The organism is Serratia sp. BNK-4 (assembly GCF_048685115.1).
GTDB lineage: Bacteria > Pseudomonadota > Gammaproteobacteria > Enterobacterales > Enterobacteriaceae > Serratia > Serratia bockelmannii.
Window position 1 is genome coordinate 555,088 of record NZ_JBLQTM010000001.1, and the last position, 23,646, is coordinate 578,733.

27 protein-coding genes, 4 tRNA genes and 1 other annotated feature are annotated in these 23,646 nt (G+C 56.5%); of the genes, 20 read left to right on the forward strand and 11 right to left on the reverse strand.

Annotated features, from left to right (window positions below):
* The first annotated feature begins 27 nt into the window (after positions 1 to 27).
* Complete coding sequence (recX, locus tag ACMGGW_RS02570; RefSeq protein WP_060434275.1) at positions 28 to 540, forward strand: recombination regulator RecX; 513 nt, start codon at positions 28 to 30, stop codon at positions 538 to 540.
* A gap of 40 nt (positions 541 to 580) precedes the next feature.
* Here recX and ACMGGW_RS02575 read toward each other — a convergent pair whose 3' ends face one another.
* Positions 581 to 724 (reverse strand): hypothetical protein, encoded by a 144-nt coding sequence (locus ACMGGW_RS02575; RefSeq protein WP_162180460.1) that lies wholly within the window; start codon positions 722 to 724, stop codon positions 581 to 583.
* On the opposite strand from ACMGGW_RS02575, the gene alaS reads away from it, so the two are divergent.
* From alaS to luxS, 10 genes are all read left to right on the forward strand, one after another.
* Positions 674 to 3,301, forward strand: coding sequence for an alanine--tRNA ligase (gene alaS, locus ACMGGW_RS02580; protein WP_099816563.1), 2,628 nt, complete (start codon positions 674 to 676; stop codon positions 3,299 to 3,301). The genes ACMGGW_RS02575 and alaS overlap by 51 nt on opposite strands.
* Before the next feature lie 252 nt (positions 3,302 to 3,553).
* Complete coding sequence (gene csrA / locus ACMGGW_RS02585; protein ID WP_004091602.1) at positions 3,554 to 3,739, forward strand: carbon storage regulator CsrA; 186 nt, start codon at positions 3,554 to 3,556, stop codon at positions 3,737 to 3,739.
* A gap of 310 nt (positions 3,740 to 4,049) precedes the next feature.
* Positions 4,050 to 4,142: transfer RNA gene (locus ACMGGW_RS02590), tRNA-Ser, on the forward strand.
* A gap of 3 nt (positions 4,143 to 4,145) precedes the next feature.
* Positions 4,146 to 4,222: transfer RNA gene (locus tag ACMGGW_RS02595), tRNA-Arg, on the forward strand.
* A 61-nt stretch (positions 4,223 to 4,283) separates the two neighbouring features.
* Positions 4,284 to 4,360, forward strand: a tRNA-Arg gene (locus tag ACMGGW_RS02600).
* 52 nt (positions 4,361 to 4,412) lie between these two features.
* Positions 4,413 to 4,489 (forward strand) — tRNA-Arg (locus ACMGGW_RS02605).
* A gap of 172 nt (positions 4,490 to 4,661) precedes the next feature.
* Complete coding sequence (gene yqaB, locus ACMGGW_RS02610) at positions 4,662 to 5,228, forward strand: fructose-1-phosphate/6-phosphogluconate phosphatase (RefSeq protein ID WP_025301636.1); 567 nt, start codon at positions 4,662 to 4,664, stop codon at positions 5,226 to 5,228.
* Positions 5,225 to 5,653, forward strand: coding sequence for a YqaA family protein (locus ACMGGW_RS02615; protein ID WP_004932520.1), 429 nt, complete (start codon positions 5,225 to 5,227; stop codon positions 5,651 to 5,653). Before yqaB ends, ACMGGW_RS02615 begins: the two co-directional genes overlap by 4 nt.
* Positions 5,654 to 5,735: 82 nt before the next feature.
* Complete coding sequence (gshA, locus tag ACMGGW_RS02620; protein ID WP_043143899.1) at positions 5,736 to 7,298, forward strand: glutamate--cysteine ligase; 1,563 nt, start codon at positions 5,736 to 5,738, stop codon at positions 7,296 to 7,298.
* 166 nt (positions 7,299 to 7,464) lie between these two features.
* Positions 7,465 to 7,980, forward strand: a complete 516-nt coding sequence (luxS, locus tag ACMGGW_RS02625) for an S-ribosylhomocysteine lyase (RefSeq protein WP_004932513.1) — start codon at positions 7,465 to 7,467, stop codon at positions 7,978 to 7,980.
* A gap of 65 nt (positions 7,981 to 8,045) precedes the next feature.
* Here the strand turns inward: luxS and ACMGGW_RS02630 are convergent, their stop codons facing one another.
* Positions 8,046 to 9,335, reverse strand: coding sequence for an HlyC/CorC family transporter (locus ACMGGW_RS02630; RefSeq protein ID WP_016929024.1), 1,290 nt, complete (start codon positions 9,333 to 9,335; stop codon positions 8,046 to 8,048).
* Positions 9,336 to 9,377: 42 nt separating this feature from the next.
* Positions 9,378 to 10,169, reverse strand: coding sequence for a cytochrome C assembly family protein (locus tag ACMGGW_RS02635; protein ID WP_004932506.1), 792 nt, complete (start codon positions 10,167 to 10,169; stop codon positions 9,378 to 9,380).
* Between the two features lie 169 nt (positions 10,170 to 10,338).
* On the opposite strand from ACMGGW_RS02635, the gene ffh reads away from it, so the two are divergent.
* The 5 genes from ffh to rplS all read left to right on the forward strand — a co-directional run bounded on the left by ffh (position 10,339) and on the right by rplS (position 13,955).
* The gene (gene ffh / locus ACMGGW_RS02640) at positions 10,339 to 11,700 is read left to right on the forward strand and encodes a signal recognition particle protein (protein WP_004932504.1); all 1,362 of its coding nucleotides are present in this window, start codon (positions 10,339 to 10,341) and stop codon (positions 11,698 to 11,700) included.
* 214 nt (positions 11,701 to 11,914) lie between these two features.
* Entirely contained in the window at positions 11,915 to 12,163 is a 249-nt protein-coding gene (rpsP, locus tag ACMGGW_RS02645; RefSeq protein ID WP_004932501.1) for a 30S ribosomal protein S16, read from the forward strand.
* Positions 12,164 to 12,181: 18 nt separating this feature from the next.
* The gene (gene rimM, locus ACMGGW_RS02650) at positions 12,182 to 12,730 is read left to right on the forward strand and encodes a ribosome maturation factor RimM (protein WP_019455135.1); all 549 of its coding nucleotides are present in this window, start codon (positions 12,182 to 12,184) and stop codon (positions 12,728 to 12,730) included.
* 52 nt (positions 12,731 to 12,782) lie between these two features.
* The gene (gene trmD / locus ACMGGW_RS02655) at positions 12,783 to 13,550 is read left to right on the forward strand and encodes a tRNA (guanosine(37)-N1)-methyltransferase TrmD (RefSeq protein ID WP_004932485.1); all 768 of its coding nucleotides are present in this window, start codon (positions 12,783 to 12,785) and stop codon (positions 13,548 to 13,550) included.
* 48 nt (positions 13,551 to 13,598) lie between these two features.
* On the forward strand, positions 13,599 to 13,955 hold the full coding sequence (gene rplS / locus ACMGGW_RS02660) for a 50S ribosomal protein L19 (protein WP_025301638.1): 357 nt from the start codon (positions 13,599 to 13,601) through the stop codon (positions 13,953 to 13,955).
* 143 nt (positions 13,956 to 14,098) lie between these two features.
* On the opposite strand, the gene ACMGGW_RS02665 is transcribed toward rplS, so the two are convergent.
* The 4 genes from ACMGGW_RS02665 to ACMGGW_RS02680 all read right to left on the reverse strand — a co-directional run bounded on the left by ACMGGW_RS02665 (position 14,099) and on the right by ACMGGW_RS02680 (position 16,124).
* Entirely contained in the window at positions 14,099 to 14,326 is a 228-nt protein-coding gene (locus ACMGGW_RS02665; RefSeq protein ID WP_025301639.1) for an ogr/Delta-like zinc finger family protein, read from the reverse strand.
* Positions 14,327 to 14,389: 63 nt separating this feature from the next.
* Positions 14,390 to 14,905: a lysozyme gene (locus ACMGGW_RS02670; RefSeq protein ID WP_049208782.1), complete on the reverse strand. Its 516-nt coding sequence runs from the start codon at positions 14,903 to 14,905 to the stop codon at positions 14,390 to 14,392.
* Positions 14,889 to 15,110 carry an HP1 family phage holin gene (locus ACMGGW_RS02675; RefSeq protein WP_025301641.1) on the reverse strand — a complete coding sequence of 74 codons (222 nt, stop codon included), beginning with the start codon at positions 15,108 to 15,110 and terminating at the stop codon, positions 14,889 to 14,891. Before ACMGGW_RS02675 ends, ACMGGW_RS02670 begins: the two co-directional genes overlap by 17 nt.
* Before the next feature lie 249 nt (positions 15,111 to 15,359).
* A complete protein-coding gene (locus tag ACMGGW_RS02680; protein WP_025301642.1) occupies positions 15,360 to 16,124 on the reverse strand; it encodes a DUF481 domain-containing protein in 765 nt (254 codons plus the stop codon).
* Between the two features lie 506 nt (positions 16,125 to 16,630).
* Here ACMGGW_RS02680 and ACMGGW_RS02685 point away from each other — a divergent pair.
* Both ACMGGW_RS02685 and tyrA read left to right on the forward strand, forming a co-directional pair.
* Positions 16,631 to 17,707, forward strand: coding sequence for a 3-deoxy-7-phosphoheptulonate synthase (locus ACMGGW_RS02685; RefSeq protein WP_142591891.1), 1,077 nt, complete (start codon positions 16,631 to 16,633; stop codon positions 17,705 to 17,707).
* A gap of 3 nt (positions 17,708 to 17,710) precedes the next feature.
* Positions 17,711 to 18,832 (forward strand): bifunctional chorismate mutase/prephenate dehydrogenase, encoded by a 1,122-nt coding sequence (gene tyrA / locus ACMGGW_RS02690; RefSeq protein ID WP_016929015.1) that lies wholly within the window; start codon positions 17,711 to 17,713, stop codon positions 18,830 to 18,832.
* Between the two features lie 54 nt (positions 18,833 to 18,886).
* Here tyrA and pheA read toward each other — a convergent pair whose 3' ends face one another.
* The 4 genes from pheA to bamD all read right to left on the reverse strand — a co-directional run bounded on the left by pheA (position 18,887) and on the right by bamD (position 21,721).
* Positions 18,887 to 20,044, reverse strand: a complete 1,158-nt coding sequence (gene pheA, locus ACMGGW_RS02695) for a bifunctional chorismate mutase/prephenate dehydratase (RefSeq protein ID WP_025301644.1) — start codon at positions 20,042 to 20,044, stop codon at positions 18,887 to 18,889.
* Positions 20,045 to 20,086: 42 nt separating this feature from the next.
* Positions 20,087 to 20,213, reverse strand: a sequence feature (Phe leader region).
* Entirely contained in the window at positions 20,165 to 20,212 is a 48-nt protein-coding gene (locus ACMGGW_RS02700; RefSeq protein WP_101428074.1) for a hypothetical protein, read from the reverse strand. It overlaps the preceding feature by 48 nt.
* A gap of 122 nt (positions 20,214 to 20,335) precedes the next feature.
* Positions 20,336 to 20,677: a ribosome-associated translation inhibitor RaiA gene (gene raiA / locus ACMGGW_RS02705; protein WP_004932457.1), complete on the reverse strand. Its 342-nt coding sequence runs from the start codon at positions 20,675 to 20,677 to the stop codon at positions 20,336 to 20,338.
* 312 nt (positions 20,678 to 20,989) lie between these two features.
* The gene (bamD, locus tag ACMGGW_RS02710) at positions 20,990 to 21,721 is read right to left on the reverse strand and encodes an outer membrane protein assembly factor BamD (protein WP_004932456.1); all 732 of its coding nucleotides are present in this window, start codon (positions 21,719 to 21,721) and stop codon (positions 20,990 to 20,992) included.
* A gap of 131 nt (positions 21,722 to 21,852) precedes the next feature.
* Here bamD and rluD point away from each other — a divergent pair, with 131 nt between their 5' ends.
* Positions 21,853 to 22,830 (forward strand): 23S rRNA pseudouridine(1911/1915/1917) synthase RluD, encoded by a 978-nt coding sequence (gene rluD / locus ACMGGW_RS02715; RefSeq protein ID WP_025301645.1) that lies wholly within the window; start codon positions 21,853 to 21,855, stop codon positions 22,828 to 22,830.
* Entirely contained in the window at positions 22,830 to 23,561 is a 732-nt protein-coding gene (yfiH, locus tag ACMGGW_RS02720; protein ID WP_151428281.1) for a purine nucleoside phosphorylase YfiH, read from the forward strand. The genes rluD and yfiH overlap by 1 nt, the downstream gene beginning before the upstream one ends.
* Positions 23,562 to 23,646: the final 85 nt, after the last annotated feature.

Below are 23,646 nucleotides of genomic sequence, written 5' to 3' on the forward strand. Positions count from 1 at the left end.
CACATCCCCTGAATTCAGGCTCAAATGATGAATGACTTGCTAAGCCGCGCCATGCGCCTGCTGTCGCAACGCGATCATAGTGAAGCTGAACTGCGCCGCAAACTTGCGGCGCAGCCGTTTGTGGCGAAAGCCCGGTTTGGCGGCAAGGGGCCACATGCGTCGACATCGCCGACGGTGGCCGAAGAGCCGGTGGATCCCGCGCTGATCGAGCAGGTCATCGGCTACTGTTACCAGCACAACTGGCTGGACGATACGCGTTTCGCCCACAGTTACATCGGTAGCCGCAGCCGCAAAGGCTATGGTGCGCAGCGCATCCGCAGCGAACTGATGCAAAAGGGCGTGGATAAAGCGCTGGTGCAGGACGCGCTGGCGGAATGCGATATCGACTGGTGCGAACAGGCAAAACAGGTGGCGCAGCGAAAATTTGGCGATGCGTTGCCAACCGACTGGAAAGAGAAAGCTAAAGTGCAGCGTTATCTGCTCTATCGCGGCTTTTTCCAGGAAGAAATTCAGTCAATTTACCGTGATTTTGCGCAATGAGCGCACACGGGGTTTTACTTCCCTCTGAAGAAAATTTATCTTATCCCCACTTTTTGTTCGTGAGCTGGTTGTCATCGTCGGGATGACGCGCCACCGGCTCACGTGTCGTTATTCTAGCCTTTCCAGGAAAATTATGAGCAAGAGCACCGCTGAGATCCGTCAAGCGTTTCTCGATTTCTTTCATAGTAAGGGTCATCAGGTTGTAGCAAGCAGCTCCCTGGTGCCTAACAATGATCCGACATTGCTGTTTACCAATGCCGGCATGAACCAATTTAAGGATGTTTTCCTGGGGCTCGACAAACGCGCCTATTCCCGCGCCACTACCTCGCAGCGCTGCGTGCGCGCAGGCGGCAAGCATAACGACCTGGAAAACGTCGGGTATACCGCTCGTCACCACACCTTCTTTGAAATGCTGGGCAACTTCAGCTTCGGCGATTACTTCAAGCACGACGCGATCAGCTACGCGTGGGAACTGCTGACCGGTGAAAACTGGTTCAACCTGCCGAAAGAGCGACTGTGGGTCACCGTGTATGAAACCGATGACGAAGCATTCGACATCTGGCAGAAGCAAATCGGCGTACCGGCCGAGCGCATTATCCGCATCGGCGACAACAAGGGCGCGCCTTTCGCTTCCGATAACTTCTGGCAGATGGGCGATACCGGCCCATGCGGCCCGTGCACCGAGATTTTCTACGATCACGGCGATCACATCTGGGGTGGTCCTCCGGGCAGCCCGGAAGAAGACGGCGATCGCTACATCGAGATCTGGAACATCGTTTTCATGCAGTTCAACCGTCAGTCCGACGGCACCATGTTGCCGCTGCCGAAACCTTCGGTGGATACCGGTATGGGCCTGGAACGCATCGCGGCGGTGTTGCAGCATGTGAACTCCAACTATGAGATCGACCTGTTCCGCACCCTGATTGCCGCCGTGGCGAAAGTGACCGGTGCGACCGATCTGGACAATAAATCTCTGCGCGTTATCGCCGACCACATCCGTTCCTGCGCCTTCCTGGTGTCTGACGGCGTGATCCCGTCTAACGAAAACCGCGGCTACGTGCTGCGTCGCATCATTCGTCGTGCGATCCGCCATGGCAACATGCTGGGCGCGAAAGACACCTTCTTCTACAAGCTGGTGGCGCCGCTGATCGAAGTGATGGGCCCGGCGGCCGATGAACTGAAACGCCAGCAGTCGCTGGTGGAGCAGGTGCTGAAAACCGAAGAAGAGCAGTTTGCCCGTACGCTGGAGCGTGGTCTGGCGCTGCTGGACGAAGAGCTGGCCAAGCTGCAGGGCGATACCCTGGACGGCGAAACCGCTTTCCGTCTGTACGATACCTACGGCTTCCCGGTGGACCTGACCGCTGACGTCTGCCGCGAGCGCGGTCTGAAAGTCGACGAAGCGGGCTTTGAAGAGGCGATGGAAGCACAGCGCCGCCGCGCGCGCGAATCCAGCGGTTTCGGCGCCGACTACAACAGCCTGATCCGTGTGGACGGCAGCAGCCAGTTCAGCGGCTACGATCACGACGAGCAGCAGGCGATGGTCATTGCGCTGTTCCGCGACGGCCAGCCGGTCGATCAGATCAACGCAGGCGAAGAGGCGGTGGTGGTGCTGGACGAGACGCCGTTCTACGGTGAATCCGGCGGCCAGGTCGGCGATAAAGGCGTGCTGAAAACCGCAGGCGCCGAGTTTGTGGTCAACGACACCCAGAAATACGGTCAGGCTATCGGCCATCAAGGCAAGCTGGCGCAAGGTTCGCTGAAGCTGAACGATCGCGTGGACGCGCAGATCGACACTGAGCGCCGCAACAGCATCCGCCTGAACCACTCCGCGACCCACCTGCTACACGCTGCGCTGCGCCAAACGTTGGGCGAGCACGTTGCGCAGAAAGGCTCTCTGGTTAACGACAAATACCTGCGCTTCGACTTCTCGCATTTCGAAGCGATGAAGCCGGAACAAATTCGCGCGGTGGAAGATCTGGTTAACCAGCAGGTGCGTCGTAACCTGCCGGTGCAGACCGAGCTGATGGCGTTGGAAGATGCCAAAGAGAAGGGTGCGATGGCGCTGTTCGGTGAGAAGTACGACGACAACGTTCGCGTGCTGAGCATGGGCGACTTCTCCACCGAGCTGTGCGGCGGCACCCACGCCAGCCGCACCGGCGATATCGGCCTGTTCCGCATTCTGAGCGAGTCGGGCACCGCGGCGGGCATTCGCCGTATTGAAGCGGTAACTGGTGCTGGCGCTATAGCTACGCTGCATCAGCAAAGCGATTTGTTGCAAGACGTTGCGCAGTTGGTGAAGGGCGATAGCAACAACCTGACCGATAAAGTGCGCTCGGTGCTCGATCGCACCCGCGTGCTGGAAAAAGAACTGCAGCAACTGAAAGATCAGCAGGCGGCGCAGGAAAGCGCGTCGCTGTCCAGTCAGGCGAAAGTGGTTAACGGCGTGAAGCTGTTGGTCAGCCAGTTGGACAATGTCGAAGCCAAAATGCTGCGCACTATGGTGGATGACCTGAAAAATCAATTGGGTTCGGCCATTATCGTGTTGGCGACGACGGCTGATGACAAAGTCAGCCTGGTCGCGGGCGTGACCAAGGATCTGACTGACCGCGTGAAAGCCGGCGAGTTGATCGGCAACGTGGCGCAGCAGGTCGGCGGCAAGGGCGGTGGTCGCCCTGATATGGCGATGGCGGGGGGGACGGATATCAACGCCCTGCCAGCGGCGTTAAACAGCGTAGAAGCCTGGGTGGCCTCGAAGCTGTGAACATAAATAAATAGCACGCACAAACGCCATAATACTTTGTTGATTATGGCGTTTTCATACTGTGCTAACACAATTTAGTTACAATTGCGGGAACAAAGTTTTTCAGGTCGGCTAAACTTACCATTATCTGAGGTGGGACCAAGTCTGCTTACACTTATTGTGGATTGCGCGGCTTACGTTTTCACCACATATGATGGATAATGACGGGGAAACTGAGAGACCCGACTCTTTTAATCTTTCAAGGAGCAAAGAATGTTAATTCTGACTCGTCGAGTTGGTGAAACCCTCATGATTGGCGATGAGGTTACGGTCACTGTGCTAGGGGTAAAAGGCAACCAGGTGCGTATTGGTGTGAATGCCCCCAAAGAGGTTTCGGTTCACCGTGAAGAAATCTATCAGCGCATTCAGGCAGAGAAGTCTCAGCAGACGACTTACTGATTCCGAAGCAGCGTCTCGTTGCCAGACGAGACGCTACTGCATCGTTTTACCCACTTCTTTCGTTCTCCCCTCTCTTTTTCGTGATTATTTTCCCGGTTAGTTTTCTGCTTTGTTGCCACAGACGCTACGGTTGCCTGTTGATAAAACGCCCTTTTTGCCGTGAAATCGCCCATGTTGGGTGTGAATTGTGCAAACGCGCATGAGTTGGGAAAAATTGTTTGACTTAAAAGTCGGAGAAAGTAATATGTGCGCCACGCAGTGCCGATGAGCTTCTCCAAAGCAAGTTAGGCACAATTCGAAAGAAGCGTATGGTGAGGTGGCCGAGAGGCTGAAGGCGCTCCCCTGCTAAGGGAGTATGCGGTCAAAAGCTGCATCCGGGGTTCGAATCCCCGCCTCACCGCCATTTGCATCCATAGCTCAGCTGGATAGAGTACTCGGCTACGAACCGAGCGGTCGGAGGTTCGAATCCTCCTGGATGCACCATATTTTGCAGTATGGTGGGGTAGTAACAACGTACCATACGGTATCAAAAAAGAATTCCTGTGCATCCATAGCTCAGCTGGATAGAGTACTCGGCTACGAACCGAGCGGTCGGAGGTTCGAATCCTCCTGGATGCACCATTCTTTCTGTCGTGTTTCGTTAGCGAAGCAGGCAAGCAGTAAAAATAGACATGCATCCATAGCTCAGCTGGATAGAGTACTCGGCTACGAACCGAGCGGTCGGAGGTTCGAATCCTCCTGGATGCACCATCTAAGAGAAACCCGCCTCGGCGGGTTTTTCGCTTTTCAGCCTTTATCTATCTCCCCCCCTTTCCCCTTTGTGCACGATTAGGCACAGCACATTCCGCTATGACGCAGTCAGCGACAACCCATCGGCTTTACGCTAAAGTAGTTTTCTTTCCTCAACGATCATGGAGTAACGATGTACGACCGCTATCAGGGTCTTATTTTCGACATGGACGGCACGATTCTGGACACCGAGCCAACGCACCGTAAAGCGTGGCATGAAGTGCTGTCCCGTTATGGCATGACGTTTGATGAAACGGCCATGGTGGCGCTGAGCGGTTCGCCGACCTGGCGCATCGCTCAGGCGATTATCGCCAGCCATCAGGCCGACCTCGATCCCCATCACCTGGCGGCGGAGAAAACCCGCGCGGTGGAAGCGATGCTGCTGGATAGCGTGCGTCCCTTGCCGCTGATCGAGGTGGTGAAGTCCTATCACGGCCGCCGTCCGATGGCGGTCGGTACCGGCAGCGAGCACCGCATGGCTGAAATGCTGCTGCGTCATCTCGGCCTGTTCGACTGCTTCGACGCGATCGTCGGCGCGGACGACGTACAGCGCCATAAACCGGAGCCGGATACCTTCTTACGCTGTGCTGAACTGATCGGCGTGCCGCCGGAAAAATGCGTGGTGTTTGAAGATGCCGAATTTGGCATTCAGGCGGCGAAAAGTGCCGGTATGGCTGTGGTAGACGTCCGCACGCTGTGAGTAGTACGCTAGCCGTAATATCGTTATTTGGCAGTAGCTTCCTCAGTGCGACGCTGCTGCCGGGAAATTCAGAAATCGTTCTGGTCGCCTTGCTGACCCAGAGTCGCGTCTCGCCGGAATTGCTGGTATTGGCCGCGACCTTGGGCAACACGCTGGGCGGCTTGACCAATGTCATTATCGGGCGCCTGTTACCGGCGTTGAAACCACAGCGGGGGCTGGCAACGGCGCTCGGGTGGCTGCAACGCTTCGGCCCGGCTGCGCTGTTGCTCAGCTGGGTGCCGGTGGTGGGCGATTTGTTGTGCGTGTTGGCAGGTTGGCTGCGCATGCCCTGGGGCTCTGTCGCGCTGTTTCTGTGTATCGGAAAGGCGCTGCGTTACATCGTTTTGGCTATGATAACGGTACAGGGCATTGCCTGGTGGCAGTAACCAAGTGAATATAACTCAATATTCTCTCGGGTGCGGATTCAGTATGCTTACGAGTTATTGTTTTTAGAAGCGGGAGGTCAATTTGATCCCGGACGTATCACAGGCGCTTTCTTGGTTGGAAGCCCATCCTCAGGCATTAAAAGGCATTCGTCGCGGCATCGAGCGTGAAACGCTGCGAGTCACGCCGAACGGCACCTTGGCGACCACCGGGCATCCGGAAAAGCTGGGGGCGGCATTGACGCACCACTGGATCACCACGGACTTCGCCGAGGCGCTGTTAGAGTTTATTACGCCGGTTGATGACAATATCGATCACCTGCTGACGTTCCTGCGCGATATTCATCGCTACGTGGCGCGCAACATTGGCGATGAGCGCATGTGGCCGCTCAGCATGCCGTGTTTTATCGAAGCCGAGCAGGACATCGAGCTGGCGCAGTTCGGTTCGTCGAACATCGGCCGCATGAAGACGCTGTACCGTGAAGGGCTGAAGAATCGCTATGGCGCGCTGATGCAGACTATTTCCGGTGTGCACTACAACTTCTCGCTGCCGCTGGAATTTTGGCAGGCCTGGGCCGGCGTGCAGGACGCAGAAAGCGGTAAAGAGCAGATCTCGGCGGGGTATTTCCGCCTGATCCGCAACTATTATCGTTTCGGCTGGGTGATCCCATATCTGTTTGGCGCATCGCCGGCCATTTGTTCTTCGTTCCTCAAAGGGCGCGAGACCACTCTGCCGTTCGAGCGCACCGAGCAGGGGATGTGCTACCTGCCGTACGCCACCTCGCTGCGTCTGAGCGACCTGGGCTACACCAATAAGTCGCAGAGCAATTTGGGCATCACCTTCAACGATCTGCACAGCTATGTGGCCGGTCTGAAACGGGCGATTGCTACGCCTTCCGAAGAGTTCGCCAAGCTGGGCGTGAAAGAGGGCGATCGCTACCTGCAGCTGAACAGCAACGTGCTGCAAATCGAGAACGAGCTGTATGCGCCGATCCGGCCGAAGCGCGTGACCCAAAGCGGCGAGACACCGTCAGACGCGTTGCTGCGCGGCGGTATCGAATACATCGAAGTGCGTTCGCTGGATATCAACCCGTTCTCGCCGATCGGCGTGGATGCGGTGCAGGCGCGTTTCCTGGATCTGTTCCTGGTGTGGTGCGCGCTGGCCGATGCGCCGGAGATGAGCAGCGATGAACTGCTGTGCACGCGCAAGAACTGGAACCGGGTGATCCTCGAAGGGCGCAAGCCGGGCCAGACCATCGGCATCGGCTGTGGTGCCAGCCATGAGCCGCTGGAAAAAGTGGGTAAGGCGCTGTTCGCCGATCTGCGTCGGGTGGCGGAAGTGTTGGACGGCGAAGCCGGCAACCGTCAATACCAGCAGGTGTGCGATGAGCTGGTCGCCGCGTTCGACGATCCTGAGCTGACCTTCTCCGCGCGCATTCTGAAGGCGATGAAGGCGGAAGGCACTGGGCGCGTCGGTCTGCAGCTGGCGGAGCAGTATCGCCAGACGTTGCTGGAAGAACCGTTGGAAATCCTGAATGAGGCCGAGCTGGATAAAGAGCGGGAAGCCTCGTGGCAGCGCCAACGCGACATAGAAGCCAATGATACGCTAAGCTTTGAAGCGTTCCTGAAGCAAAACGGCGGAAGCTGAAAAAGAAAAAGGCCACATCAATGTGGCCAAATATGCATCTCTGATGACAGGGATGATGATAACAAATGCGCGTCTTTCACATACTCAGACTCGCAGGGTTGGAAAAGGTTTCCCGGTTAGGAAAAAAAGTTTCGAAATAAATGCTCTTTTACGAGGAGGTAGCGAAATGCCATTGCTGGATAGCTTTACCGTCGATCATACCCGTATGGCAGCCCCGGCTGTCCGCGTTGCGAAAACCATGAAAACGCCTCATGGTGATACCATCACGGTATTTGATCTGCGCTTTTGCCGCCCGAACCTGGAAGTGATGCCCGAACGCGGCATTCACACGCTGGAACACCTGTTCGCCGGCTTTATGCGCGACCACCTGAACGGCCAGGGCGTGGAGATTATCGACATCTCCCCAATGGGCTGCCGCACCGGTTTCTACATGAGCCTGATCGGCGTGCCGGAAGAGCAGCGCGTTGCCGATGCCTGGAAAGCGGCGATGGCCGACGTGCTGAAAGTGACCGACCAGCGCAAGATCCCTGAGCTGAACGAGTACCAGTGTGGTACCTACCACATGCACTCGCTGGAAGAAGCGCAGGAAATCGCCAAGCACATTCTGGATAACGGCGTGGTGGTGAACCACAACGACGAGCTGGCGCTGCCGAAAGAGAAGCTGCAGGAGCTGCATATCTGACCGTACGTTTCCCGCAGAAACAAAAAAGACGCGATTTCGCGTCTTTTTTACGTTCTGGCCGGCGGTCAGTGATGGCCGACGCTGGACTGCAGCGAGGTGATCGGCGTGACTCGCACCTGTTTGATCATGTTGCCCTGTACGTCGAGAATGTCGATATCGTAATGGCCGATACGCACCCGGGTGCCGATTTCGGGGATCTCTTCCAGTTCTTCCAGCAGCATACCGTTGACGGTACGGGCTTCATTGGCCGGCAAGGTCCAGTTGAAGGCTTTGTTCAGCTCCCGTACGTTGGCGGTGCCGTCGATCAAGACCGAACCGTCGCTCTGCGGCGTGACTTCTTCCGCCAGCGTCGGTGACATCGAGGTGGTGAAGTCGCCGACGATCTCCTCGAGGATGTCTTCCACCGTAACCAGGCCCTGAATGTCGCCGTACTCGTCGACCACGATGCCGACCTTCTCTTTATTGCGCTGGAATTTCACCAACTGAACGTTGAGCGGCGTGCCTTCCGGTACGAAGTAGATCTCATCGGCGGCGCGCAGCAGGTTCTCTTTGTTGAACTCTTTTTTCTCGGTCATCAGGCGGTAGGCTTCGCGCACGCGCAGCATGCCGATCGCATCGTCCAACGAGCTGCGATACAGCACGATGCGGCCGTGCGGCGAGTGGGTCAGCTGGCGCATGATCGACTTCCAGTCGTCGTTGACGTCGATGCCGACGATCTCGGTGCGCGGCACCATGATGTCGTTGACCGTCACCTTTTCCAGATCCAGCACCGAGATCAGCATGTCCTGATTGCGGCGTGAGATCTGCGACTGGGATTCGCGCACGATGGTACGCAGCTCATCCTTGCTGACGGCGTCGCTGATGCGCACGTTGGTGCGAATGCCGAACAGGCGCAAGGTCAGGCTGGTGATGCCGTTGAGCAGCCAGACCAGCGGGAACATCACCTTTTGCAACGGGGCCAGCAGGACGCTGCTGGGGAAGGCAATACGTTCCGGATAGAGTGCGGCGAAGGTCTTCGGCAGCACTTCGGCGAACAGCAGCACGGCGAAGGTCAGTATGCCGGTCGCGATCGCCACGCCGAGATCGCCATACAGCCGCATGCCGACGATGGTCGCCAGCGCCGAGGCGAGGATGTTGACCAGGTTGTTGCCGATCAGCACCAGGCCGATCAGCCGATCCGGTTTTTGCAGCAGCTTCTCCACCCGACGCGCCGAGCGGTTGCCCTGTTTGGACAGGTGACGCAGGCGATAACGGTTGAGCGTCATCATGCCGGTTTCGGAGGCGGAGAAGTAAGCGGAGACCACGATCATGATCACCAGGATAATGATGAGGGTCCCCGTCGACACATGCTCCAATGCAGTATTCCTTATAGAGAGGGAGAATTGAGCCAGGCTGGCCTAGCGCACCATCACCTGCTGAATCAGACGGCTGCCGAAATAGGCGAGCGTCAGCAGGAAGGCGCCGGCGAAGCTGAACCAGACGACGCGGCGGCCGCGCCAGCCTTCATGGTAATGGCCCCACAACAGCACGATATACACGAACCAGGCCATGATCGACAGCACGGCTTTATGCACGTTCTCTTTGCTGAACAGATTATCCATGTACAGCAGGCCGGTACACAGGGTGAGCGTCAGCAGCACCACGCCGATCTGGGTGATATGGAACATCTTGCGCTCGATGCTCATCAGCGGCGGCATGTCGGCGCTGAAGGTCAGCTTCTTGTTTTTCAACAGGTAGTCGAGCCAGGCGAGCTGCAAGGCGTAGAGTGCAGCGATGATCAGGGTGGCGTAAGAGAACAGCGCCAGACCGATATGCACCATCAATTCCGGGCTGGCCTCCAGGTGAGTGATAAACTCGCCGGGCATAAAGCTGGCGAAGGCCAGGTTGATCATCGCGAAGCTGTAGACGATCGGCAGCAGGAACCAGCCGCGGTCGCGCGAAGCGACGAAGGTCATCACCGAGCAGATGATCAGGCTGACGATAGAACCAATGTTCAGCAGGCTGAGATTCTGCCCGGCGCTGACGTCAAAGATGCGCTGCTGCAGCGCGATGGCGTGGCAAATCAGCGCCACCACCGCCGAGACGAGGGCCAGTCGACGGTATGCGCTGTTCTTCCGCAACAAGCTGGGAATGATCAGTCCAAGGCTGAGCAGGTAGGCCATCAAAGCCACAATGGAGAAAACTGGCATAGCGTTTAATTTTGCTTCGGCGTGGTTAATAGGAGTGTCAGTATAACGTTGCGCGCGTTTCACTCCAACCTATCTCCAACGCTGAGGCAGAGATCCTGCGCGCTTCGTGTTATCATCGGCGCAATTGTGTCGCCGGAGCGGCCTGTCATTACACGTTGAGCATGAGACGATGTTTGAAAATTTAACCGATCGATTGTCGCGCACGTTGCGCAATATCAGCGGCCGCGGGCGGCTGACCGAAGAGAATATCAAGGAAACCCTGCGTGAAGTGCGTATGGCATTGCTGGAAGCGGACGTTGCGCTGCCGGTGGTGCGCGACTTCATCAACCGCGTCAAAGAGAGCGCGGTTGGTCATGAAGTCAACAAGAGCCTGACGCCGGGGCAGGAGTTCGTCAAGATCGTCAAGGGCGAGCTGATCGCCGCGATGGGCGAAGTCAACACCGAGCTGAATCTGGCGGCCCAGCCGCCGGCGGTGGTGCTGATGGCGGGCCTGCAGGGCGCCGGTAAAACCACCAGCGTCGGTAAGCTCGGCAAGTTCCTGAAAGAAAAACAGAAGAAGAAAGTGTTGGTGGTTTCCGCGGACGTTTATCGCCCAGCGGCGATCAAACAGCTGGAAACGCTGGCGGAAGGTGTCGGCATCGATTTCTTCCCGTCTGACGTCAAAGAAAAACCGATCGACATCGTCAATCGCGCGCTGCAACAGGCCAAGCTGAAATTCTACGACGTACTGATCGTCGATACCGCCGGCCGTCTGCACGTTGACGAAGCGATGATGGACGAGATCAAACAGGTGCATGCGGCGATCAAGCCGGTGGAAACCCTGTTCGTGGTTGACGCCATGACCGGCCAGGACGCCGCCAATACCGCCAAGGCGTTTAACGAAGCGCTGCCGCTGACCGGCGTGGTGCTGACCAAGGTCGACGGCGACGCGCGCGGCGGTGCCGCATTGTCCATCCGCCACATCACCGGCAAGCCGATCAAATTCCTCGGCGTGGGCGAGAAGACCGAAGCGCTGGAGCCGTTCTACCCGGATCGCGTGGCATCACGCATCCTGGGCATGGGCGACGTGCTGTCACTGATCGAAGATATCGAAAGCAAGGTCGACCGCGAGCAGGCGGAGAAACTGGCCAACAAGCTGAAGAAGGGCGACGGTTTCGATCTGACCGACTTCCTGGAGCAGCTCAAGCAAATGCGCAACATGGGCGGTATGGCCAACATGTTGAGCAAGCTGCCGGGCGCGGGCCAACTGCCGGACAACGTCAAATCGCAGATGGACGACAAAGTGCTGGTGCGCATGGAGGCGATCATCAACTCGATGACGCTGAAAGAGCGCGCCAAACCTGAAATCATCAAGGGCTCGCGCAAGCGCCGCATCGCGATGGGGGCCGGCATGCAGGTGCAGGACGTCAACCGCTTGCTGAAGCAGTTCGACGAAATGCAGCGTATGATGAAGAAGATGAAGAAAGGCGGTATGGCGAAGATGATGCGCGGCATGAAAGGTATGATGCCACCGGGCTTCCCAGGCCGCTGATGGGCCTCCGCACGCTGAGTGCGGGCGCTTTCAGCATTCGCCGTTCGCGGTGAAAACCGCCCGAAATTTGACAGGCTGCAAAAGTTGTCCCCTGCGATCGACGCTTTAGATTGCTTTTTGCGCCAAAATGAGTAAAATTTTCGGGCTTTTTATATTGCAACCGGGCCCCGTCCCTCAATGGGGCCCGGCTGTTTTATTAACTAAAGAGGATGTTATGGTAACAATTCGTTTGGCACGTGGCGGCGCTAAAAAGCGTCCGTTCTATCAAGTAGTAGTGACCGACAGCCGCAACGCTCGTGATGGTCGTTTCATCGAGCGCGTTGGCTTCTTCAACCCGATCGCTTCCGGTCAGGCTGAAGCACTGCGTCTGGACCTGGACCGCATCGAGCACTGGGTTGGTCTGGGTGCAACCGTTTCTGATCGCGTTCACGCGCTGATCAAAGACGCTAAGAAAGCAGCTTAATCTGTCGCGGTGGTGGCAATGAGCAAGCAACTCAAACCGGTAGCGCCTAAGCAGCCGATTGTACTCGGTAAAATGGGGTCCGCTTACGGCATTCGTGGTTGGCTCAGAGTGTTTTCATCCACCGAGAACGCCGAAAGCATTTTTGACTATCAGCCGTGGTTTATCCAGCAGGCGGGTCAGTGGCAGCATATCGAGTTGGAAGACTGGAAGCGCCACAGTCAGGATCTGATCATCAAGGTCAAAGGCATTGACGATCGGGACGCGGCGAATCTGCTGACTAATCGCGAGATTATGGTGGATTCTGAGCAACTTCCTCCGCTGGAGGGTGACGATTACTACTGGAAAGACCTGATGGGCTGCCAGGTAGTCACCACCGCTGGCTACGAGCTGGGTAAAGTCATCGATATGATGGAAACCGGCTCGAACGATGTGATGGTTGTGAAAGCGAACCTGAAAGATGCGTTCGGCATGAAGGAGCGGTTGATTCCGTTTCTTCATGGGCAGGTTATCAAGAAAGTCGATCTCACTGCCCGCGTGATTGAGGCAGATTGGGATCCTGGTTTTTGACCCCCGGATCAAACGGTCGAAGCAAGTGGAATAACGGTAAGGGGATTGGCTTGTGTTCATCGGTATTGTAAGCCTGTTTCCTGAGATGTTCCGCGCTATCACCGATTACGGGGTGACTGGCCGGGCAGTAAAAAATGGCCTGCTGAGCGTGCAGTGTTGGAGTCCTCGCGACTTCACCTACGACCGGCATCGTACCGTGGACGATCGCCCTTACGGCGGCGGCCCGGGAATGCTGATGATGGTGCAACCTTTACGGGAAGCCATTCATGCGGCGAAAGCAGCGGCAGGCGAGGGAGCAAAGGTGATTTATCTGTCACCTCAGGGGCGCAAGCTGGATCAAACCGGCGTGTGCGAACTGGCGGCCAATCAGAAGATGATTCTGGTATGCGGCCGTTACGAAGGGATAGACGAGCGCGTAATCCAAACCGAAATTGACGAAGAATGGTCAATCGGCGATTACGTTCTCAGCGGCGGGGAACTGCCGGCAATGACCCTGATTGATTCAGTCGCCCGTTTCATACCGGGTGTGCTGGGCCATCAGGCCTCAGCGGAGGAAGACTCCTTCGCCGACGGATTGCTGGACTGCCCGCACTATACCCGCCCAGAGGTGTTGGAAGGGATGGAGGTACCGCCAGTTCTGCTGTCGGGTAACCATGCCGAGATACGTCGCTGGCGCTTAAAGCAGTCGCTGGGCCGAACCTGGCTTAGAAGACCTGAACTTCTAGAAAGCCTAGCTCTGACTGACGAGCAAGCGGTGTTGCTGGCTGAGTTCCAACGGGAACATCAGGCCAGGCAACAGGACTATGAAGGAAACGTCTGACAACAGACGGGACCGATATATCAGTTTACCTAGGGTAAGAGACATATTATGAGCAACATTATTAAGCAACTTGAACAAGAGCAGATGAAACAAGACGTACCTGCATTCCGTCCGGGTGATTCCGTGGAAGTGAAGGTATGGGTCGTTGAAGGTAGCAAAAAACGTCTGCAGGCATTCGAGGGCGTGGTTATCGCTATCCGTAACCGCGGTCTGCACTCTGCATTCACTGTTCGTAAGATTTCCAACGGCGAAGGTGTTGAGCGCGTATTCCAGACTCACTCCCCAGTAATCGACAGCATTGCTGTGAAACGTCGTGGTGCCGTTCGTAAAGCTAAACTGTACTACCTGCGTGAGCGTACTGGTAAGGCTGCTCGTATCAAAGAGCGTCTGAACCGCGTTGGCTAACGCTGCATCCAAAAGTTAATAGTTATCAGGGGTTGGCATTATGCCAACCCCTTTTTTTATCTTAAATCTCGACTGGTTACATTTGCGAGATTTTGTCTGCGCGCCGCCAACATAATAAAGCCTGCATAAGCAAGCTTTTTGCATTATAGCGCCGCGGCGCTTTGTTTATGCTGACTCTCCGGCGGGTGAGGCTGCGCCGGGATAATGTCATCGCCAGGTTTGACGATCACCCGCGCGACGGACTCGTGCGTGGCGAACGTGCAGCTGCAATTGATGTTGCGGCATTGATGGTAACGCTCTTTGGTCGACTCGCTCAGATAGCGGCTGGAGCGAGTGTGGGCCACGTGACCGCATAGTGGACAGTGCATCATAAGAACCCCCTTGAACAAATTAAGTGAAATTGTTGTGGCATCACCCTTTGGCGAGCGAACTCGTCATGATGAGGCAATCCCCTGCAAGCACAGTGCGCGTTCCATGGCGCGTCGCTGTTCCAGCCCCTTATTTTTCTTTCCGTTTACGTAAATCCAGCGTGGTAACTGATCGCAGGCCTGCCGCCACTGGCGCTGTTGCAGCAGCGCGACCAGCGTAGAGTGGCAGGCTGCGCCGACGCCCACATTGAAGGCGAAGGCGATCACTGCGTCATAGGTTTGTTGCGAGAGCGTATGCGGCAGGCAAGCGGCCATGCCGCGTTCGGTGCGGCGAACATCGTCTACCAAATCCACCGCGGCTTTGCGTTCATCTATCATCTTGTCTGGGATGACGCCGGCAGTGTGTCCAATGCCCTGTGTCCACACCCCGGCGCTACACTGGTAAGGCGACAGGCGGCAGCCTTCGAGATCGGCGATCAGCCTGAGGCCGGCTTCTGAGGTTTGCAGCTCGCCAAATGACGGCAATAGCACGGCGATGGCCAAAACGGTGGCGACGCTGCAGCGCTTAACGATTGCATTCATCGTAAATTTTCCTCCGTGATGCCGCATTGCGTTCAATAGCCTTCAAGATCTGCAGGCTTTTACGTCGGTAGTACCAGTTCACCAGAAACGTGCCGATGCCTACCGCCGCACCGACTAGAAAGGCAATGTCCTGCGGTGACAGCTTGCCGAGCCAGGCGAGAAACAACGCCATGGCGTAGGTGATGAATGAGGTGATTTTCTCCATAGCTTATGCTCGCTTTGTTTACAGTCTCTCGGGAGCTGTGGCGGCTATCGATGCGTTTCTGGCCACTCTCTATCGAAATCCATCATGCCCCGAGGCTGTATAATAATTACTGTATATGCATACAGTATTAAGCTATTTGCTAAAGTCGTCAATGGGTGGGGTGAATATTTTTAGCAGATTGTGCAAAAGAGGGCGGCAGGCATAAAAAAAGCCCATCAATGATGGGCTTTGAGAAATATTGGGGGGAAATTACAGGCCGTAGACCAGCGTGACCGAGGTCGTCGTGTCGGTGTTCTTCGGCGCCGAGGCCGGCGGTTTGCTGTTGTAGGTCACGGTGTAAGCCACGCGCAGCGAGAAGCGATCGTTGATCGCCACGTTCAACGCGCTTTCCGAGTTCAGCGTGGTTTCTTCGTTCGCCAGTGCGGAAACGCCCTGAATGAACTTGGTGTTGTCGGTCAGCTGATAGGAATAGTTGGCCGCGCCATAGGCCAACCCTTTGGTCGAGCGGCCGCCGCCATGGTATTCGTCATGGCGCACGCCGGGACCGAATTCCACCCGCAGATCGCTAAGCGGCCCGTTGAGGAGTTGACGGCCGTAGCCGCCGGTCAGCGTGGAGCGTGAGTCGTAACCGTTGAAACGGTCGCTCAGCCAGCTGGCCTGGCCGAACAGGTAGTTGCGATCGGTCAGGTTATAGCGCGTACGGCCACCGGCCTGGTATTTTTCGGACGAGCGCACGTTGGAGGAGGTGGTGTTGTTAGCCGCCCCCCACAGGCTGTACGCCGCGTCGCTGTTGAACCAGGTCATGTTGGTGTTGGCAAGCAGGGTGGAGCTCTGCGAGTTGCCTGACTGGGCGTTGTAGCCCGCCTGCACGTTGCCTTCGAATGGTTTCTTGGCGGTGGCCGGATCGTCCATCGCGGTGAAAAGCGTATTGTCGGCAAAGGCTGAAACACTGGTGAAAGTCGTTAAGCAGCAAATATACAGCGGAAAAGCGCGACGAGCGCGAGAAGAGAGCATCTTGGATCCAGTTGTTAAGGGTGGTTATTGTTGATGACGGTCACATTATATCGGTTCATTTCAGCGACAAAAATAGCCGCTATTAGCTTAAGTTTTTAATTTTTATTCCTCATTTATTCGCTTTTCTTCTACTGAAATTCATCGCTTTCGGCGGCATTTCGTGCTGAGTCTGACGGTATCCGCGCCTGCCCGTTCGTTGGCGCCGAGACGGGCGGCGTATCTTGACTGTAAAACAAGTTGTACATATATGTTTACGATGTAGGACTTTCGCCGGGAAGGCGAACAGGTGCGTTTTGAGGCGCTTGTGAATTTATTATTTAATTGAATTTGTTTGTTTTTATTGTATTTTCTTGATGTGTTTATGCATGTTATCTCATAAGAGAAATTATGGTAATTTTTTATTTACGGAAATTGGATTGAAAACTTTACATATCGTGATAGGGTAGAGCCCTGAAACGCTCAATGTTCCATTTCAACGCATAACGCCAAACGACAGGAATAGCATCATGCAAAAAGACGCGCTCAATAACGTACACATCAGTGCAGAACAGGTTCTCATCACGCCGGAGGAGCTGAAGAACCAGTTCCCGCTCAGCGCCGACGACGAAAATGAAATCGCCACCGCGCGTAACACCATCGCCAACATTTTGCAGGGGCGCGATCATCGCCTGTTGGTCGTGTGTGGGCCTTGTTCGATCCACGATCCGGATGCGGCACTGGACTACGCCCGTCGTTTGAAAACCCTGGCGGCTGACTTGAGCGATCAGCTGTATATCGTTATGCGCGTTTATTTTGAAAAACCCAGAACCACTGTCGGCTGGAAAGGTTTGATCAACGATCCGTACATGGACGGTTCGTTTGACGTTGAAGCAGGCTTGCATATCGCGCGTCGCCTGTTGCTGGATCTGGTGGGCATGGGCTTGCCGTTGGCTACCGAAGCGTTGGATCCGAACAGCCCGCAGTACCTGGGGGACTTGTTCAGCTGGTCGGCGATCGGTGCGCGTACCACCGAATCGCAGACCCACCGTGAAATGGCTTCTGGCCTGTCGATGCCGGTCGGGTTCAAAAACGGCACCGACGGCAGCCTGGGTACCGCCATCAATGCCATGCGCGCCGCCGCTATGCCGCACCGCTTCGTCGGCATCAACCAGGCGGGCCAGGTTTGCTTGCTGCAGACTCAGGGCAATCCGGACGGGCACGTGATCCTGCGCGGCGGTAAAACCCCGAACTACAGCGCCGAGCACGTTGCGGCCTGTGAAAAACAGATGCTCGAGGCGGGACTCCATCCGTCCTTGATGATAGATTGCAGCCATGGCAACTCGAATAAAGACTATCGCCGTCAGCCGGCGGTGGCCGAGTCCGTGGTGGAGCAGATTAAAGCGGGTAACCGCTCGATTACCGGCATTATGCTGGAGAGCCATCTGCATGAGGGCAATCAGTCTTCCGAACAGCCGCGTGCTGACATGCGTTACGGCGTATCCGTCACCGACGCCTGCATCGACTGGGAGAGGACGGAAACGCTGCTGCGCCACATGCATCAGGAACTCGGCGCTGCGCTGAAGGCACGCACGGGAGAAAAGTAAGTTATGGTGGCAGAACTGACCGCGCTGCGCGATCAAATCGACGAGGTGGACAAAGCGTTGCTGGATCTGCTGGCGAAACGCCTGCATCTGGTAGCGGAAGTGGGGGAGGTGAAAAGCCGCCACGGTTTACCGGTTTATGTGCCGGAGCGCGAGGCGGCGATGCTGGCCTCGCGCCGCCAGGAGGCGGAAAACCTCGGCGTGCCGCCGGATTTGATCGAGGACGTCTTGCGCCGTGTGATGCGCGAATCGTACGTCAGCGAGAACGATAAAGGTTTTAAAACTCTGTGCCCGCAGCTGCGGCCGATCGTCATCATCGGCGGCAACGGCCAGATGGGCCGGCTGTTCAACCGTCTGCTGACGCTGTCGGGTTATCAGGTCAGGGTATTGGATCAGGAAGATTGGCCGCAGGCGGAACAGCTGTTGGCGGATGCCGGTATGGTGATCGTCAGCGTGCCGATCCACGTGACCGAGCAGGTGATAAGCCGCCTGCCGCCGTTGCCTGACGACTGTATTCTGGTGGATTTGGCGTCGGTGAAGAATCGTCCGCTGCATGCGATGTTGGCGGCGCACAGCGGCCCGGTGGTGGGGTTGCATCCGATGTTTGGTCCGGACGTGGGCAGCGTGGCGAAGCAGGTGGTGGTTTACTGCGATGGCCGCCAACCGGAGGCTTACCAATGGCTGCTTGAACAGCTGCAGGTGTGGGGGGCGCGGCTGCATCGTATCAGCGCGGTCGAACACGATCAGAATATGGCGTTTATTCAGGCGCTGCGGCACTTCGCCACCTTCGCCTACGGGCTGCACCTGGCGGAAGAGAACGTGCAACTGGAGCAGCTGCTGGCGCTCTCCTCGCCGATCTACCGGCTGGAGCTGGCGATGGTTGGCCGACTGTTCGCGCAGGATCCGCAGCTGTACGCTGACATCATCATGTCGTCGGAAGAAAACGTGGCGCTGATTAAGCGTTACTACCAGCGCTTCGGCGAGGCGATCAAGCTGTTGGAGCATGGCGACAAACAGGCGTTTATCGATAGCTTCCGCAAGGTAGAGCATTGGTTCGGCGATTACGCCCAGCGCTTTCTGGTGGAGAGCCGCACGCTGTTGCGGCAGGCTAACGACAGCCGGCAGTGAAACGCGGGCAGTAAACGTAAAGGGTTCGGCCAAGCCGAACCCTTTTTTATGGTTTCAGGATGGGTTGACCGGCACCACGGTGTCGCTCGGGTAACAGCCCAGCACCTTCAGCGAGCGGGTGATTGGCGTCAGATCGCGCAGCGCTTTTTGCATCGCCTCGGCGCGTAGGTTGGCCTGCACATCGATATAAAACATCTCTTCCCACGGATTGCCGTTGATCGGGCGTGACTCCAGCTTGGTCATGATGATGCCGTTGTCGCGCAGTACCAGCAGCGCTTCGACCAGTGCGCCGGATTGTTGGCCGGTCGCCATGATCAGCGTGGTTTTGGCCGGCACCTGTTCGGAGACGTCGATCGCTTTGCGCGCCAGGACGATAAAACGGGTGATGTTCTGCTGCTGGTTGGCGAGGTTGTGTTCCAGCACCTGCAGCCCATACAGTGCGCCGCCGGCTTCGCTGCCCAGAGCAGCCACCTTCGGCGAATTCAGCTTGGCGACTTTCTCCATCGCGGCCGCTGTGCTTTCAGTGTATTCGATTTTCCAGTGTGGGAAGCGGTTCAGGAACTGACTGCACTGCTGGAACGGTTGCGGGTGGCTGTAGACGGTTTCAATCTGGCTCAGATCGCTGTCGCCGGCAATCAGAACGCAGTGGTTGATCGGGTTGGTCAGTTCGCCGACGATCGACAGGCTGGTGTGCTGCAGCAGATCGTACACCTCGTTAATCGACCCGGAGCTGGTGTTCTCGATAGGCAGAATCGCATAGTCCGCCTGGCCGGTTTCCACCTGGGTGAAGATATCCTGAAACTTCTGGCAGCCGCATTCGATCAGCTGATCGAAGTGGCGGGCAGCGTATTGGCGTGCTGCCAGATGTGAGTAAGAGCCTTTTGGGCCGAGGAAGGCGATGCGGGCGGAATGTTGGCTGACGGGGTTGAGCTGGTGCTGTAGCAACGCCTGCTGGGTCAGGACGGAATCTTCGATGATCAGTTGAAACAGGCGGGTGACGTAAAAGCCGTCCAGGTCGTAAGGCTTGGCGGCGGCGATCAGCGCATCCAGCAGATCGCGCTCGCGCTCTTTATCGCGGATCGGGCGATGAGAGTGCAGCTTGGTCTTGCCGACTTCGATCGCCAGCTCACGGCGTTCCGCCAGCAGGGCCAACAGTTTCAAGTCCAGTGCGCTGATGCGCTCGCGCAGCACCAATAACGGGTTGTCAGTCATAATCAGCTTCCGCCTTCAGTTCTTATTCGTTGTAAAACAGCCATAAAAAAAGCCTCCTGTTTCCAGGAGGCTTTGTTGTTCGTCTTCGCATTCTTTCTTACACGACGAAACGCCTCCCAGTCAGGGGAAGGTAAAAAAGAATGCGAAGAAAAACGGTGTGCGTGGCATGGTCTACCTAAGGTTAATGCGAACAGGTTTTAAAGTAACCGCTGGCTTTTACCCCGTCAACAAAAATACCCGACAAAAAACGCGCCCTCGGGCGCGTTTGATGCGGCAATCGCTGTCGGACGGTTATTCCTGCTCTTGCGTGACTTCCGGCACGATGTCTTTCACGCTGGCATTGCAGCGGCGCGCTTCGCCTTTATGCTGCACCTTGTTCAACTGGCGTTCCAGCTTGGCGATCAGCTCATTAACGGCGGTGTACATGTCATCATGTTTGGCGCTGGCGACCAGCGGGCCGTTAGGCGTGGTAATGGTAGCGTCGGCGACAAACCCCTGCGGTTCTTTAGATAAGACGATATGTGGGTTTATCAGCTGGGTCTGCCATTTTTCCAGTTTGGTGAGACGGTCTTCGACGTGATTGCGGATTGCGGGAGTGATATCCATTTGTTTGCTGGTAATGTTCAATGTCATATAACTTACCTCTCTGTCTTTCCGTCTTGGTGAACCCAGCATACCCCGCTTTTTGTTTAAATGCGTGATGTAAATCACGATTTTTTGTCACTTTTTGCAAAGTTAGTTCAATCTGTGATTCAGCATTTGAATTGGCTATCTAATGCTTGAGAGTTGCCGCCGGATGGCGCATTATCGATGAGTTGACCGGTGAGGAGCGCGAGCTAACACCGTGTTTTTACTTGTGTATTTTTCCAGTGGAAACCCGGTCGACGCCAATGAAAACGGCAGCCGAGGCTGCCGTTTTGTTTTTCTGCCGTTACCGACGCGCGCTTATTGCGGGTTGGCGGCGATCACTTTGGCCACTTTGTCAGCCTGGCCGTTCAGCTGCAGCTGCTTGTAGGCATTTTCCATCAGCGGCAACACGTCGTGCGTCGCTTTGGTATCCGGGAATTCACGCAACATCTGTTCGGCGCGATTAACGACCGCGACGTAAGCACCGCGTTTAGTGTAGTATTCCGCCACCGAAAGCTCATACTTGGCCAAGCGGTCTTTCAAATACACCAAACGCTTGTTGGCGTCGGTCGCGTATTGGCTGTTCGGGTATTGCTGAATCAACTGGCTGAAGTCGCGGAACGCAGCGCGAGCGTGCTGAGGATCGCGGTCAGAACGGTCAACCCCGAAGAAGCCCTGCAGCGCGCTGTCATCGAGCGCCATGTCGGTCAGGCCGCGCATGTACATCACGTAATCGATGTTCGGGTGCGTCGGGTTCAGACGCATGAAGCGATCGATGGATGCCTGAGCCATCGGCAAGTCGGCGGCCTTATAGTAGGCGTAAATCAAATCCAGCTGGACCTGCTGGGAATACGGCCCGAAAGGATAGCGGTTATCTAACGCTTCGAGTTGCGTAATCGCGCCCTTGAAGTTACCGTCCTGCAGTTTTTGCTGCGCGGTAGCATAGATTTCCGAAGGTGGGTTGTCGGGAACCGCATCCTTGGATGTGGAGCAACCTGCCAGCGCCAGGCTCAACGTGGCTGCCGCCACCAGATATTTCATACGCGTCATGACGTTTTGATTATCCTCAGGGTGTTATTCCGGGAGACTGTCCGTTAAGCTCCCGACAAAGACCAGGTACAATAGCACATTATATTAAACGGCATCGCCGTGAAAACCCAACGTTAACGAAGAAGCTGCATATGGCACAACAAGTACAACTCACCGCAACGGTGGCCGAATCTCAACTCGGACAACGTTTAGATCAGGCTTTGGCCGAATTGTTCCCTGATTATTCACGATCTCGCATAAAAGAGTGGATCCTGGGCGATCGGGTGAAGGTCAATGGCAAAACGTCAAACAAACCGAAAGAGAAGGTGCTGGGCGGAGAGACAGTCGCCATCGATGCACAGATTGAAGAAGAGGCGCGTTGGGAGCCACAGGATATCGCGCTGGATATTGTCTATGAAGACAGCGACATCCTGGTGATCAACAAGCCGCGCGATTTGGTGGTGCATCCCGGCGCCGGTAACCCGGATGGTACGGTGCTCAATGCGCTGTTGTATCACTACCCGGAAATTGCCGACGTGCCGCGTGCCGGCATCGTGCACCGTCTGGATAAAGACACCACCGGCCTGATGGTGGTGGCGAAAACCGTGCCGGCGCAAACCCGGCTGGTGGAGGCGCTGCAGGCGCGTGAAATCACCCGTGAATACGAAGCGGTGGCGATCGGTACCATGACCGCCGGCGGTACGGTAGAAGAGCCTATCGCGCGCCATTCCACCAAGCGTACCCACATGGCGGTGCACCCGATGGGTAAGCCGGCGGTAACGCACTACCGCATCATGGAACACTTCCGTGCGCATACTCGCCTGCGCCTGCGCCTGGAAACCGGCCGTACTCACCAGATCCGCGTGCACATGGCCTATATCAGCCATCCGCTGGTGGGCGATCCGCTGTACGGCGGCCGTCCACGTCCGCCGAAAGGTGCTTCGGAAGCCTTCATCAGCACGCTGCGCGGCTTTGACCGTCAGGCGCTGCACGCCACCATGCTGCGTTTGTATCATCCGATCAGCGGCATCCAGATGGAGTGGCATGCGCCGCTGCCGCAGGACATGGTTGATCTGATCAACGCGCTGAAGGCGGACACCGAAGAATTCAAAGATCAGATGGACTGGTAATGAGCTCGCTCATTCTGCCTGACTGGCCGTTGCCTACCGGCGTTAAAGCTTGCAGTACCACGCGCGGCGGCGGCGTCAGCCTGCCGCCTTATGACTCGCTGAACCTCGGCACCCACGTCGGTGACGAGGAGCAAGCGGTGACACGCAATCGGGAACGATTGGTTATCGCCGCCGGTTTGCCGCAGATGCCGGTGTGGCTCGAGCAGGTGCACGGCACTCGCGTGGTGACGTTGACGGGGAAAGCACCTGCCGATTTGCGGGCGGATGCGGTGTACAGCAACGTGCCGGGGCAGGTGTGTGCCGTGATGACGGCGGATTGTCTGCCGGTGTTGTTCTGCTCGCAGCACGGTGACGAAGTGGCTGCCGCCCACGCCGGCTGGCGCGGATTGTGCCACGGCGTGCTGGAGCAAACCGTGGCGGCGTTCAGCGCCGCACCGAGCCAGATTAGCGCCTGGCTGGGGCCAGCGATCGGTCCGCAGCAGTTTGAGGTCGGGCCAGAGGTGCGGGCCGCTTTCATGGCGGAAGATGCTGAAGCTGCAGCGGCATTTACCCCGCACGGCGATAAGTTTTTGGCTAATATCTACCTGCTGGCTCGCCAACGCTTGTTGCGTGCGGGCGTTCAGGCCATCTATGGTGGCGATCGCTGCACGGTTAACGAAACGAGCCATTTTTTCTCCTATCGACGCGACGGAATAACCGGACGTCTGGCAAGTTTAATCTGGCTGATATAACCTATTGAATTAGGACGATCCAACGACGCATGGCGTTGTACCGAAAATTTAGCGTCGAGATAACCTTGAAAATTTGAGGGATGAC

What these genes read in the sequence shown, in the direction of transcription:
- csrA (WP_004091602.1), top strand. Translation starts at nt 3,554, where the DNA reads ATGTTAATTCTGACTCGTCGAGTTGGTGAAACCCTCATGATTGGCGAT.
- alaS (WP_099816563.1), top strand. Translation starts at nt 674, where the DNA reads ATGAGCAAGAGCACCGCTGAGATCCGTCAAGCGTTTCTCGATTTCTTT.
- rimM (WP_019455135.1), top strand. Translation starts at nt 12,182, where the DNA reads ATGAGCAAGCAACTCAAACCGGTAGCGCCTAAGCAGCCGATTGTACTC.
- tyrA (WP_016929015.1), top strand. Translation starts at nt 17,711, where the DNA reads ATGGTGGCAGAACTGACCGCGCTGCGCGATCAAATCGACGAGGTGGAC.
- ACMGGW_RS02680 (WP_025301642.1), bottom strand. Translation starts at nt 16,124, where the DNA reads ATGCTCTCTTCTCGCGCTCGTCGCGCTTTTCCGCTGTATATTTGCTGC.
- ACMGGW_RS02675 (WP_025301641.1), bottom strand. Translation starts at nt 15,110, where the DNA reads ATGGAGAAAATCACCTCATTCATCACCTACGCCATGGCGTTGTTTCTC.
- ffh (WP_004932504.1), top strand. Translation starts at nt 10,339, where the DNA reads ATGTTTGAAAATTTAACCGATCGATTGTCGCGCACGTTGCGCAATATC.
- rpsP (WP_004932501.1), top strand. Translation starts at nt 11,915, where the DNA reads ATGGTAACAATTCGTTTGGCACGTGGCGGCGCTAAAAAGCGTCCGTTC.
- raiA (WP_004932457.1), bottom strand. Translation starts at nt 20,677, where the DNA reads ATGACATTGAACATTACCAGCAAACAAATGGATATCACTCCCGCAATC.
- pheA (WP_025301644.1), bottom strand. Translation starts at nt 20,044, where the DNA reads ATGACTGACAACCCGTTATTGGTGCTGCGCGAGCGCATCAGCGCACTG.
- bamD (WP_004932456.1), bottom strand. Translation starts at nt 21,721, where the DNA reads ATGACGCGTATGAAATATCTGGTGGCGGCAGCCACGTTGAGCCTGGCG.
- rluD (WP_025301645.1), top strand. Translation starts at nt 21,853, where the DNA reads ATGGCACAACAAGTACAACTCACCGCAACGGTGGCCGAATCTCAACTC.
- ACMGGW_RS02575 (WP_162180460.1), bottom strand. Translation starts at nt 724, where the DNA reads ATGAAAGAAATCGAGAAACGCTTGACGGATCTCAGCGGTGCTCTTGCT.
- ACMGGW_RS02665 (WP_025301639.1), bottom strand. Translation starts at nt 14,326, where the DNA reads ATGATGCACTGTCCACTATGCGGTCACGTGGCCCACACTCGCTCCAGC.
- luxS (WP_004932513.1), top strand. Translation starts at nt 7,465, where the DNA reads ATGCCATTGCTGGATAGCTTTACCGTCGATCATACCCGTATGGCAGCC.
- yqaB (WP_025301636.1), top strand. Translation starts at nt 4,662, where the DNA reads ATGTACGACCGCTATCAGGGTCTTATTTTCGACATGGACGGCACGATT.
- recX (WP_060434275.1), top strand. Translation starts at nt 28, where the DNA reads ATGAATGACTTGCTAAGCCGCGCCATGCGCCTGCTGTCGCAACGCGAT.
- yfiH (WP_151428281.1), top strand. Translation starts at nt 22,830, where the DNA reads ATGAGCTCGCTCATTCTGCCTGACTGGCCGTTGCCTACCGGCGTTAAA.
- ACMGGW_RS02670 (WP_049208782.1), bottom strand. Translation starts at nt 14,905, where the DNA reads ATGAATGCAATCGTTAAGCGCTGCAGCGTCGCCACCGTTTTGGCCATC.
- ACMGGW_RS02635 (WP_004932506.1), bottom strand. Translation starts at nt 10,169, where the DNA reads ATGCCAGTTTTCTCCATTGTGGCTTTGATGGCCTACCTGCTCAGCCTT.
- ACMGGW_RS02685 (WP_142591891.1), top strand. Translation starts at nt 16,631, where the DNA reads ATGCAAAAAGACGCGCTCAATAACGTACACATCAGTGCAGAACAGGTT.
- rplS (WP_025301638.1), top strand. Translation starts at nt 13,599, where the DNA reads ATGAGCAACATTATTAAGCAACTTGAACAAGAGCAGATGAAACAAGAC.